Source organism: Marinomonas transparens, assembly GCF_016463975.1.
Lineage (GTDB): Bacteria > Pseudomonadota > Gammaproteobacteria > Pseudomonadales > Marinomonadaceae > Marinomonas > Marinomonas transparens.
The window spans coordinates 59,492-71,809 of the sequence record NZ_JAEMNX010000009.1 but is presented as its reverse complement, the minus strand read 5'-3'; the positions used below and the strand labels follow the sequence as shown (position 1 = coordinate 71,809).

The 12,318-nt window shown below is 42.9% G+C and carries 11 protein-coding genes; 9 read left to right on the top strand and 2 right to left on the bottom strand.

Going from position 1 to position 12,318, the window contains the following annotated elements; genetic code table 11:
* Positions 1-86: 86 nt before the first annotated feature.
* From gpmI to I8J31_RS09240, 9 genes are all read left to right on the top strand, one after another.
* Complete coding sequence (gene gpmI, locus I8J31_RS09280; RefSeq protein WP_199468127.1) at positions 87-1,616, top strand: 2,3-bisphosphoglycerate-independent phosphoglycerate mutase; 1,530 nt, start codon at positions 87-89, stop codon at positions 1,614-1,616.
* 7 nt (positions 1,617-1,623) lie between these two features.
* Positions 1,624-2,766: a murein hydrolase activator EnvC family protein gene (locus I8J31_RS09275; protein WP_199468125.1), complete on the top strand. Its 1,143-nt coding sequence runs from the start codon at positions 1,624-1,626 to the stop codon at positions 2,764-2,766.
* A gap of 19 nt (positions 2,767-2,785) precedes the next feature.
* The gene (locus I8J31_RS09270) at positions 2,786-4,057 is read left to right on the top strand and encodes a S41 family peptidase (protein WP_233402677.1); all 1,272 of its coding nucleotides are present in this window, start codon (positions 2,786-2,788) and stop codon (positions 4,055-4,057) included.
* Positions 4,058-4,078: 21 nt separating this feature from the next.
* Positions 4,079-5,302, top strand: coding sequence for a divergent polysaccharide deacetylase family protein (locus I8J31_RS09265; RefSeq protein WP_233402676.1), 1,224 nt, complete (start codon positions 4,079-4,081; stop codon positions 5,300-5,302).
* Positions 5,303-5,982: 680 nt separating this feature from the next.
* Positions 5,983-7,095 carry a branched-chain amino acid ABC transporter substrate-binding protein gene (locus tag I8J31_RS09260; RefSeq protein WP_199468123.1) on the top strand — a complete coding sequence of 371 codons (1,113 nt, stop codon included), beginning with the start codon at positions 5,983-5,985 and terminating at the stop codon, positions 7,093-7,095.
* An 89-nt stretch (positions 7,096-7,184) separates the two neighbouring features.
* Positions 7,185-8,096, top strand: a complete 912-nt coding sequence (locus I8J31_RS09255) for an ABC transporter permease subunit (RefSeq protein ID WP_199468120.1) — start codon at positions 7,185-7,187, stop codon at positions 8,094-8,096.
* On the top strand, positions 8,097-9,371 hold the full coding sequence (gene livM / locus I8J31_RS09250) for a high-affinity branched-chain amino acid ABC transporter permease LivM (RefSeq protein WP_199468118.1): 1,275 nt from the start codon (positions 8,097-8,099) through the stop codon (positions 9,369-9,371).
* A complete protein-coding gene (locus tag I8J31_RS09245; RefSeq protein ID WP_199468116.1) occupies positions 9,368-10,249 on the top strand; it encodes an ABC transporter ATP-binding protein in 882 nt (293 codons plus the stop codon). Before livM ends, I8J31_RS09245 begins: the two co-directional genes overlap by 4 nt.
* On the top strand, positions 10,246-10,959 hold the full coding sequence (locus tag I8J31_RS09240; RefSeq protein WP_199468114.1) for an ABC transporter ATP-binding protein: 714 nt from the start codon (positions 10,246-10,248) through the stop codon (positions 10,957-10,959). The genes I8J31_RS09245 and I8J31_RS09240 overlap by 4 nt, the downstream gene beginning before the upstream one ends.
* A gap of 123 nt (positions 10,960-11,082) precedes the next feature.
* Here I8J31_RS09240 and tsaC read toward each other — a convergent pair whose 3' ends face one another.
* Positions 11,083-11,655, bottom strand: a complete 573-nt coding sequence (tsaC, locus tag I8J31_RS09235) for an L-threonylcarbamoyladenylate synthase type 1 TsaC (protein ID WP_369122888.1) — start codon at positions 11,653-11,655, stop codon at positions 11,083-11,085.
* A 138-nt stretch (positions 11,656-11,793) separates the two neighbouring features.
* Positions 11,794-12,171: a DUF3461 family protein gene (locus I8J31_RS09230; protein ID WP_199468112.1), complete on the bottom strand. Its 378-nt coding sequence runs from the start codon at positions 12,169-12,171 to the stop codon at positions 11,794-11,796.
* Positions 12,172-12,318 lie beyond the last annotated feature (147 nt).

Here is a 12,318-nt window from a genome sequence, read left to right as displayed (position 1 = left end):
CTTAATAGGCGTAGGAGCTGTAATTAAATTACAAGCCTATGATAGTATCGTATCAATATTATGATTATTTATCGGGATAAATGAAGATGAACAAAAAGACCACAGCACTCTTTATTTTAGATGGATGGGGCTATAGCGAAACCTCTAAATCGAATGCCATCTCTGCAGCAAATACACCGAATTGGGACGCTCTTTGGCAGAACCAACCTCACTCTTTAATTAAAACATCCGGCCTTGCTGTGGGTTTGCCTGAAGGGCAAATGGGTAATTCAGAAGTAGGTCATATGAATATTGGTGCGGGTCGCACTGTTTATCAAAATTTCACGCGCATTGGCAAAGCCATTGAAGATGGCTCTTTTTTTGACAATGCCGCTTTAGTTAATGCGGTTGATAAAGCCGTAAAGGTAGGTAAAGCGGTTCATGTTTTAGGCTTGCTATCGAATGGTGGTGTTCATAGCCATCATGAACAGATTATGGCGATGTGTGAGCTGGCTGTGAAACGTGGCGCAAAAGCGGTTTATGTTCATGGCTTTACTGATGGTCGAGACACTCCCCCGCGCTCTGCTAGTTCACCAATTGCTGACTTAGAAGCTAAATTAGCCGACTTAGGCATAGGTAAAATTGCGACCTTGACGGGGCGTTATTTTGCGATGGATCGTGATAACCGTTGGGATAGAGTGCAAACGGCTTACGATGCCATTGTACTAGGTAAAGGTCAGTTCCAAGCAGATACTGCACAACAGGCAATTCAAGCTGCCTATGATAGAGATGAAAATGATGAGTTTGTTAAAGCCAGTGTGATAGGGGAAGCGGTACAAGTGCAAGATGGCGATGCTATGATTTTTGCCAACTTCCGTCCAGACCGTGCCCGCCAACTAACAAGAGCTTTTACTGATTCCGGCTTCTCTGGTTTTGAGCGTGCGGTTTACCCTAAGTTAGCGTCTTTCGTTACTTTCACTGAATTTGCCTCTGATATTGCCGCCGATGTGGCTTTTCCTCCGGTTGCTTTGAGCAATACGCTGGGTGAAGTATTGGCCAAAAATGGCAAGAAGCAGCTTCGTATTGCTGAAACGGAAAAGTATGCCCATGTTACTTTTTTCTTTAATGGCGGTGAAGAAGCCTTATTTGATGGGGAAGAGCGCGAGCTTATTCCATCACCTAATGTCGCAACCTATGATTTACAGCCTGAAATGAGTGCCCCAGAGGTTACCGATAAGTTGGTTGAGGTGATCGAAGCGGGTAAATACGATACGATTATTTGTAATTTTGCTAATGGTGATATGGTCGGTCACAGCGGTGTTTTTGCTGCGGCGGTGAAAGCGGTAGAAGCAGTTGATGCTTGCTTGGGACGTATTATTGCGGCGCTTGAGGTAAATGGTGGTCAATGTCTGATTACCGCGGATCATGGTAATGTAGAGCAGATGTTGAGTGATGATGGATCGCAACCTCTTACTTCCCATACGATAGGACCTGTGCCCTTGGTGTTGTTTTCTCCTACTAAAGGGCTGAGTCTAAAAGAAGGTGCTCTGTGTGACCTCGCACCAACCTTATTGGACATGATGGGGATGGATAAGCCAGCTGAGATGACAGGCGTAAGCTTGCTCTCTCGAGTGTGAGGCTAGCATGACTCTGTTATATCGGAATCTGTTTGGTACGCTTTTATTGCTTCTGTCCAGTCTAAGCTTGGCGGCAGGTGAGCCTCAGACTCCGGAACAAGCGAAGCAGCAGATTCAAACATTGCAAAAGGATTTGAAAAAACTCAATAGCTGGTTAAAGGATCTGAAGTCTGAGCGCTCGGATGTGGAGAAGCAACTAGAGAGCAAAGAGCAAACCATACAAGATTTGCTTAAAAAAATTCAAAATATTCAGCAAAGCCTACAAAAAGGCGATAAACAATTGGGGGAGTTAAGGCAAAAACAACGAACCCTCCAATTGAGTATTCAACAACAGAATGAGCAAATAGCCGCCCAATTAAGGGCGGTTTATCGTTCTGGCAGTGAAGAAAGCATTAAGCTGCTATTGAACGGTTCTAATACCGAAGATGCCCAACGCTTAGTGCAGTATAATCGTTATTTTTCTAATGCTAGACAATCTTTGATTAATGGCTTTACCAGTGAGGTCAATGATTTAAATCTTGTTGAGAAGAGTATTCGTAGTCAGCGGGCTCAGCAGGCCAGAGATGAAGTGATTCTAACGGAGCGGCGCAATAGTCTTAAACAACAGCAGGCTGAGCGTCGTAAGTTGTTGGCCAAATTAGATAAAGACCTTACCCAAGGTGATCGCCGTGCCAAGCAGCTTTTACAAGATCAAAAAAACCTTCGAGAAATGTTACAGCGACTAGAAGAGGCGCTTGCTGATGTGGATATTCCAGATCAAGATGTGCCTTTTTCTTCTCAGCGTGGCAAACTTGTACGTCCTCTTGCGCGTCTTGCTACTTTATCTTCTAGTGGTCGAGTCAATTTAGGTGGTGTGACGTTAAAGGCAAAAGAAGGAGAGGCGGTACGTGCCATTTTTTCTGGCCGAGTCGTATTTTCAGATTGGCTTAGAGGGTTTGGTTTTTTGTTGATCCTAGATCATGGTGAAGGCTATATGTCACTCTATGGTTATAATCAAAGTTTATTGAAAGAAGTTGGTGAATGGGTTGGTGCAAATGATATTGTAGCAACGGCAGGTAGCACAGGTGGTCGACTAGATTCTGGTTTGTTTTTTGCCATTCGACATAATGGTACTCCTTTAAAAGCTCTTTCTTGGGTTAAATCCGGTTAAAGATGTGATAGGAATAGATATGATAAAAACCTTGGGCCTGAGCATGGCTTGTTTATTCGCAAGTTTATCCGTGCAGTCGTCATTTGCTGCGGACTCGAAAGCGCCCCCTACATTGCCTATTGCCGAGATTCAATCTTTTGTTGGTACCTTTGAAACCATTCGCGAAGGCTATGTGGAGGTGCTCTCTGATGAGGAAGTGCTACACAAAGCGTTGAAAGGTATGGTATCCGCCCTCGATCCTCATTCTGAATATTTTACGAAAAGTGAGTTGGCTGAGTTTAATGAGCTAACCTCTGGCAAGTATGCGGGTATCGGTGTGGAAGTAGAAATGAAGGATAAACGCTTAACTGTGGTTTCTCCTGTCGATGGCTCTGCTGCTGCCGAAGCTGGTATCTTACCTGGCGATGTGATTGTACGAATTGATAATACCTTGATCACGGATTTTGGGATGCAGGATATCATCGGCTTAATGCGTGGTGAAGTGGGTACTGATTTGACCTTAGATATAGAGCGGGATGGTCAAATTAAACAATACGAGTTGACCCGTCGTTTGGTAACCGATGCCAGCGTGAGTGAAAAATGGCTAGGACAGGGCATTGCCTATTTTCGTATCAGCCAATTCCAAGGTGATAGTGATAACGAGCTTTATAACGCTATTGATAAGCTAAGCAAGGAAGACAAGATTCAGGGCGCTGTTTTAGATTTACGTAATAATCCGGGAGGCGTTTTGCAAAGTGCCGTGGGGATTGTTGATGCCTTTATTGATAAGGGCATCGTGGTGTATACCGATGGACGTCATGAAATGTCGAAAAGCCAATATGTCGCGTCAAGCAAGAACACTCGGTTGGCTAAGGTTCCAGTGGTGGTGTTAATTAACGAAGGCTCTGCCTCGGCGTCGGAGATTGTCGCTGGTGCTTTGCAAGACCATAAGCGAGCCATCATCGTCGGTACAGAAAGCTTTGGTAAAGGCTCTGTGCAAACGATAGTGCCCTTATCTAATGGTGATGCGGTGAAGTTGACGACAGCACTTTATTACACACCAAATGGACGTTCCATCCAAGCACAAGGCATTACCCCGGACCTGATGATTCCACAGGCAAGCTTATCTTTTGATAAAGAACAGTTTTTTGTTAAAGAGGCCGAGCTGAAAGGCCATTTGAGTAATGGTACCGGTGGTAAAGAACGCACCAGTGCTGATGTTAAAATAGAGTTAAGTGAACTAGCAGAGAAGGATTTTCAATTGTTTCAGGCCGTTACTATTTTAAAAGCGCTGCCCAAGTTTATTCACTAATTAATGAAGACCCTTTGTATTATGGCGTTTTTGACGTTAAAAGCCTTATCTAGTTACCGAATAAAAATAGTCGTTACCTTGCTGTCTTGTTCAATCTTTTTAGTGTTTGCTAACAGTTATGATGCGTCTTCTGAGTTATTAGATGATGTGGAAGTGATTGAAGCCAATGTTGTTGAAGAGACGTCTTCTGGCCCTGTTTTGGATCTTGTGTCAGAGGTAATAGAGGCTCCTCAAATAGAGTTGCTTGATGAGGCAACAGACAATAGTTCTGTTGATGGTGTTTATTATGAAGAGCAGAATGATGAAGGAAGCGAAGCACAGCATGTTTCTCCTGAATCTTTAGGGCCTGTCATTATAGAGCTGAAAACGCCAAGGGGTAAAAAGGCTCAATCACAGCCTCATTTTTTGTTAGATCATACAGAACCTTGGTTTCCTGCAATGGCTCCTATTTTGGAAGTTGAGCCTGATAGTCTTCCTCCTTCTTTAGATTCTCTAGGTTTACCTGAAAAAGAAAAGCCATTGCTGCCTGCTGAAATGTTAGAGGTTGATAACCATCCTAGAATGCCGCGTATTGCGATTCTGATTGATGATTTGGGGTATAACCGCCATGGTATGGAATCTTCTTTGATTTTGCCTAAAGAAGTCGCGTTAGCGATTTTACCCGGCACTCCCTTTGCTTCTAAAACGGCTCTTGGTGCTCAAGAGCAAGGTCGAGTCACCCTGTTGCATGCCCCCATGGAAAATCAGCGTGAATTAAAGTTAGGCCCGGGTGGCCTTTACGCTAATATGACTAAGCAGGAGTTACAAGCGACTCTAAATCAAGATATTGATGGCTTGCCTGGTATTCAAGGCGTTAATAATCATATGGGAAGCTTATTGACCACCAAGCAGCAGGCAATGGATTGGGTGATGGAAACCTTAACAGGGCGTTCGTTGTTTTTTATTGATAGTTTAACAAGCCCTCAAAGTGTCGCTAGACAAGCGGCCGAAAATCATGGGTTGAGAACGGCCAGTAGAGATGTGTTTCTAGATAATATTCGTTCTGAAAAGGCGATAGATCGACAGTTTGCTCGCTTAATTAAATTAGCTCGACGTCATGGTAGTGCCTTAGCAATAGGTCACCCTTATCCGGAGACCACGGCTTACTTGAAAAAGCGCCTTCAGCAACTAAAAGGTGATGGGGTGCAGCTTGTTCCATTGCTTGATGTGTTACTACCGCCTAAAACTCAGCATATTAACCATTAATAATCTCTTTTATAGCGTCTTTGTGTAATGACGGCGTGGGCAAGTCTCCTTGTTACGGTAATTGCTCCTGCTCTACTACACCACATCCTTGTGGTTTCGCACCTTCCATAACTGTTATTGCAGCTAATACAGGGTTAAAAATAGGCTCGAAGCTCTTGATCTATTTTTAACCCGTCTTAAGTTTTGTTCATAATGTCGTGAGAAGGTCTATTATAATAAGTTACTTTTAAATAAAGGCGGATTTTTTTGATAAAAAACCGGATTTTTTAGTAATTTTTTTGTTGCCTTTTGCGTTAAATTTATTAGGTAGTATATTTTTTAATTTACTTGTCCTTTCGAAATAATTCTGCCCTTTTCTGCTTCCAATTGTTTTTCTTTGTTCTTTTACTTATAGTGTGTTTTTTAATTTTTTTGGAATAAAAAACTGGAATTTTCCTTTTTTCAAGAGATATATTTTGCTTTTTCTTTGAAAGGCGACATTTATTTTTGTGATAGTTGTGCACCTCTATTGACCATGGGTCACGCAAAGATTACTCTTTAGCCACGTTATAGTGCACATTTTTTGAATAGTTGCTGTGACAGTTCCATTATTAACGCTGTTTTCTGGAGGTTAATTTTTGGAACGCTTCTTGCTTTTGAATAACAACGATAAAAACCAAAACGAAATAGAGGCTTTTCTTATGTCAAACATGGTTATTAAACAAACACTACTTTCTCTTGCTGTTGCTGGGGCTGCAACATTGGCACAAGCCGATGTTGTGATTGGTGTCGCGGGTCCTCATACCGGTGCTTATGCTGCATTCGGTTTGCAATTGTGGAAAGGGGCGGAAAAAGCAGCGGCTGACATTAATGCTGCTGGTGGCCTAAATGGAGAAATGATTAAGCTTGTAAAAGCAGATGATGCTTGTGAGCCTAAGCAAGCGGTATCGGTTGCTAACCGTCTTGTTGATTTGGATGATGCTGTTGCTGTTGTTGGACACTTTTGTTCATCTTCTTCTATTCCAGCATCAAGTATTTATGAAGAGGCTGGCGTGTTAATGGTAACGCCTGCATCAACGGCTGATGGGCTTACAGACCCTGGTCTTCCTAATGTTTTTCGTGTATGCGGTCGTAATGATCAGCAAGCTGATGTTGCAGCGAGCTATATGGTTGGTACTCTTAACGCTAAGCGAATTGCTATCATTCATGACAAGGACTCATACGGTAAAGGGCTTGCTGATACGACAAAAGCAACACTTAACTCCTACGGTGTTAAGGAAGTCATGTACGAAGGTTTGACTCGCGGCGAAAAAGATTTCAATGCCTTGGTCACAAAGGTCCGTTCGGTGGATGCTGATGTAGTTTATTTTGGTGGTCTTCACTCTGAAGCAGGCCCGCTAGTTCGTCAGCTACGTGAGCAGGGCTCTAAAGCCATCTTTATGTCAGGTGACGGTATCGTTTCCGATGAGTTTGTTTCTGTTGCTGGCTCGCCAAAGTATGTCGATGGTATATTGATGACATTTGGTGCCAACCCAACCTCTTATCCTTCAGGTAAAAAAGTGATTGAAGCGTTCCGTAGCGATGGCTATGAGCCAGAAGGTTATACGCTTTACTCTTACACTGCGATGCAGGTGGTTGCCGCCGCATTGTCGAATAATAACCTAGACCCTGTTAAGGGCGCCGACTGGTTGAAGTCTCATTCTGTTCAGACGGTAATGGGTAAAAAAGACTTTGATAGTAAAGGTGATTTGAAAGTTTCCGACTACGTTATGTATGAGTGGAACGCGAAAGGCGAATATCATCAATTAAACTAGTTTTATAGCCTTGTAATTATGCTTGCCAACAAACATTTGTTGGCAAGCATTCCTCTCTATATTTTCTAAAATTCCCACGAGGTTTTACGATGGATATCGTTCTCCAGCAGCTGGTAAACGGTCTTACCCTTGGTTCTGTTTACGGACTTATTGCGATTGGCTACACCATGGTGTATGGCATTATTGGCATGATTAACTTTGCCCATGGTGATGTTTACATGGTTTCTGCTTATATCACAGCGATTGCAATTGCTCTTCTAACATTCTTCGGTATTGAATCTTTTCCCATTATTATTATAGGTACGTTATTTCTAACTGTTGCTGTGACTGGCGCTTATGGTTGGGTAATTGAACGTATAGCCTATCGTCCATTACGAAACTCTAGTCGCTTATCTGTGTTGATTTCAGCGATTGGTATGTCTCTTATTTTGCAGAATTATGTACAGCTTAGTCAGGGCGCCAACCAGCAGGGTGTGCCAACCTTATTAAGCGGCGCTTTACGCTTTAATGTTGGTGATGGCTTTGTGCAAATTACCTACATGAAAATCTTTATTATTGTTGCCTCCTTAATAGGCATGGGGGTGCTGACTTATATTATTCAAAAAACGAAATTAGGGCGCATGTGTCGTGCGACTCAGCAAGACCGTAAAATGGCCTCTATTTTGGGTATCAATACGGACAGAATTATTTCCATCGTTTTTGTCATTGGTGCAACGATGGCGGCATTGGCCGGTGTACTTATCACCTTAGATTATGGCGCATTTGACTTTTATGTTGGTTTTATTATCGGCATTAAAGCCTTTACTGCAGCGGTATTAGGAGGCATTGGCTCGTTACCTGGTGCCATGCTTGGTGGACTTGTTCTTGGTTTGTCAGAAGCTCTATTCGCAGGTCTGATCAGCTCTGATTATAAAGATGTTTTCTCGTTCTCATTATTGGTTCTCATTTTGATTATTCGCCCAAGTGGCCTTCTTGGCAAACCTGAAGTGGAGAAAGTATAGATGAGTGCTACAGCTGGAATTAATTACAAAAAAAGTGTCATTGATGCCCTTGTCGCAGGTTTCATGGCGCTGATCGTTTTTGGTCCTATTGTCGGTGTGGTTCTAGATGGCTACAGTTTTAATGCAGAGTTCGGCAAAGTTGCTTGGATGGTTGCTGTCGTAGTGATTGGTCGCTTTGCGATTTCTTGTTTTTTTCAGACAGAAAAAGGCATTGCCATGGCATTTCGCCATGCTAACAATGATGAAGGGGTCGCTGTTCGGTTACCTGATCATAAGTCTAAACTGCTATGGGTTGTGCCCTTGGTGATAGCGATTGGACTTTTAGTGCCTTTCATTGCCTCTAAATATGTACTTACCGTCATTATTCTTGGTTTGATCTATGTACTGTTAGGTCTTGGTCTAAATATAGTGGTTGGCTTGGCAGGTTTATTGGATTTAGGTTTTGTTGGCTTTTATGCTATTGGTGCTTACGGTTTGGCATTGGGCTATGAAAACCTAGGTCTAGGTTTTTGGTCTATGTTGCCTATCGCTGCGCTTATTGCCGCTATGGCTGGAGCTATATTAGGCTTCCCTGTGCTGAGGATGCATGGCGACTATTTGGCGATTGTGACACTGGGTTTTGGTGAAATTATTCGTCTAATTTTGACGAACTGGACTTCTTTGACCCATGGTCCTAATGGTATTTCTGCACCGTTACCGACTTTCTTTGGTTTAGAATTCAAACGTCGGTCAAGAGATGGTGAGACCTTTCACGAATTTTTTAACATCCCCTACGATTCCGCTTACAAATATATGTTTATTTATTTGGTCTTGTTTGCTGTGGTCTGGGCTGTGCTCTTTATTAAGCATCGTTTGGTGAAAATGCCGATTGGTCGTGCGTGGGAAGCGCTACGTGAAGATGAAATTGCTTGTCGCTCATTAGGTTTAAACCATGTGCTGGTTAAGCTTTCTGCTTTTATGATTGGCGCTTCAACAGCGGGCTTAGCGGGTGTGTTTTTCGCTACTTACCAAGGTTTTGTTAACCCTTCTTCCTTTACCTTCTTTGAGTCGGCTTTGATTCTAGCCATTGTGGTATTAGGTGGTATGGGCTCCACATTAGGTGTGGTAATTGCTGCCTTCTGTTTGACGGTATTACCTGAATTGTTAAGGGAGTTTGCTGAATACCGAGTCTTAATGTTTGGTATTTTGATGGTGGTAATGATGATCTGGAAACCTCGAGGCATTGTTCGTGTCACACGAACCGGTTTCGCTGCGAGAAAAGGGGTAGTGAAATGAGCCTAGAACATATTTTAAAAGTTGAAAACTTGGTGATGCACTTTGGTGGCATCAAGGCGCTTAATGATGTGACCTTTAATATAAAACGAGGTTCGGTTTCGGCTTTGATTGGTCCTAATGGTGCGGGTAAAACAACCGTATTTAACTGTTTAACGGGTTTTTATAAGGCGACGGGTGGCGATATTACTTTGTCTGCGCAAAATAAAGAAACCAGTGTTATCAAAGTGTTGGGAGAGCCCTTCCAAGCCACAGATTTTCTTTCTCCCTTTGCTTTTTTTCGCCGCCTTAAATATAAAATGTTTGGTGGGTCGCATCTGGTTAATCGCGCGGGTTTGTCTCGTACTTTTCAAAACATTCGCCTATTTAAAGAAATGTCGGTGGTTGAAAACCTGCTGGTTGCTCAGCATATGCGTGCTAATCGCAGTATGCTTGCAGGTGTCTTGAATACTAAGTCTTACCAAAAATCGGAAGAGGAGGCGTTAGATCGTGTTTTCTATTGGTTGGGTGTAGTGGATCTTGTGGATTCTGCAAATCGTTTAGCTGGGGAGCTTTCCTATGGACAACAGCGTCGTTTAGAAATTGCGCGAGCCATGTGTACAAACCCAGAAATTATATGTTTGGACGAGCCTGCTGCAGGTTTGAATCCATCGGAAACAGAAGCGCTGACTAAAATGATTCGTGTATTACGCGATGAGCATAATACGACAGTACTACTGATTGAGCACGATATGGGAATGGTAATGGATATCTCTGATTACATTGTTGTTTTGGACCATGGTGAAGTGATTGCTAAGGGCGGCCCAGAGGACATTCGGAGTAACCCTAAAGTGATTGCAGCCTATCTCGGTGCAGAAGAAGGCGAAGAGGTGACCCTATGACATCTTTGATGGAGTTTAAAGAGGTTGATGTCCATTACGGGCCAATCCAAGCGTTAAAGAAAGTGTCTTTGACAGTAAGTGAAGGTGAAATAGTGACCTTGATTGGGGCCAATGGTGCAGGTAAGTCTACGCTTTTGATGTCTATTTTTGGCCAGCCGCGTATTTCATCAGGTGAAATCATTTACCGAGGTGAGGATATTTCTCAAAAGTCTTCGCATTATGTGGCATCTCACGGTTTGGCTCAATCTCCTGAAGGGCGCCGTATTTTCCCCAGTATGTCGGTGGAAGAGAACCTTTTGATGGGGACTATTCCTATTGGTATGGATCATGCGGAAGAAGATATGCAGCATATGTTTGAACTGTTTCCTCGTCTGTTGGAGCGTCGTAATCAACGTGCTTCAACCATGTCTGGTGGTGAACAGCAAATGCTAGCGATTGCGCGTGCATTAATGAGTCGTCCAAAACTGCTTTTGTTGGATGAGCCGAGCTTAGGCCTAGCACCTATTATCGTGAAGCAAATCTTTCAAATACTCAGAGATGTGGCCAGTACCGGTATGACGATTTTCCTTGTTGAACAGAATGCTAACCATGCTCTAAAACTAGCGAATCGAGGCTATGTGATGGTGAATGGTGAAATTCGCATGACAGGAACAGGGGATGAGTTGCTGGTTAATCCAGAGGTGCGTGAAGCGTATCTAGGTGGCCATTAAGCGTTACTGAAACGGTAAACGAGACCTGATTAATACTAAGCGATACTTTGAAAAAGGTATCGCTTTTTTATTGTTGTGAATAACTTAAGGTCTTGTGCACAGCTAAAGTGTTGAGATTGATTTTTAGCTTCTAAATAGCTTGTTTGTCAAAATATCACGAACCTGAGAAGGTTGTGATGCTTCTCCTAATGGTGCATTGTAAATCGCGTCAATATTCTCTCCAAAGTAAGTATTTACTTCTTCTATACTATTTGCTGGCTCTAGCCCTGATGGATTTGCTGATGTTGATACAATGACTCCTTGAAAAGCTTTACAGAGGCGTTGTACTGGCTTGTGGTTAGATAATCGAATAGCGACACTATGGTGTTCTCCTTTCACCCAGCTCGGGCTTATCTGGGAGTCTGGTACGACCCAGGAGGTAGGGGTATCTGGTTGGCTAATGAGCCGTTTGCCAGTTTCTTCATCGAGTGTGGCAAGCCAAGATGTTAAGTGCTCTTGGTGCCCTGCAATTAGAATCAGGCCTTTATGTTCAGGACGTGATTTAAGTCGCAAAATGCGGCGCACGGCAGTTTCGTTGAAGGGGTCGCATCCCAATCCCCAAACGGCTTCTGTAGGGTAGGCAATGACACCGCCTTGTCGAAGGATGGTAGCGAGTTCTAGTTCAGAGCTGACAAGGTGCATAGAAAACGTGCTCAAGTTGCTCTCTTGGGAGCATGGGTGAAAAAGTTTGTGGAATTGTAGCGAGAATTTAGTGCTTGAGCCAGAGTGTAAAATTGGCAGAGCTCAGGGGCTCGGCCAATTGGAAAGCGTTCTGGCAGTTTGTATTCAATATGATTACATTGAATCGATTTTTTCTTTGATTTCAGCGATTTTACTATTAAAGACTTTTTCGAGATGCTCAAGTTCTTTGATGAGGTCTTCTTTACTTGCTTTGCCTTCTTCTTGTTTTCCAACGATCTGGCTTAGCTCTTCCATGGCGCGTAGCACAATAAGTGAAGGTTCTTGAACTTGGCGATAGGTTTGTTGGCCACCATCGGCAAGTACGGTTTTTGTAGAGCGTCCAAATTTGAATTTTTTACTTTTAGGTAATAGAGAGCCTTTTTCACGATGGTAATAAACCTTTAGCACATCGTGGCCACCTTCATAACGCAGGGTGAACTTTTCAATATTTTCTATACTCGTGATACCCATGGAGTCAAGTGTTGGATACATAACAGATTTCCTATTTGTTTATGATCAAATGCTGATTTTAATTAGTAGGGGATTGTGGCATTAAAAGCAAGTCTTAAGTAGCAGAAAGCTATGCTAAAGCGGGTGTTTATTTGATTTTACAGATAGAAACTATGAGTGAAAATAGAG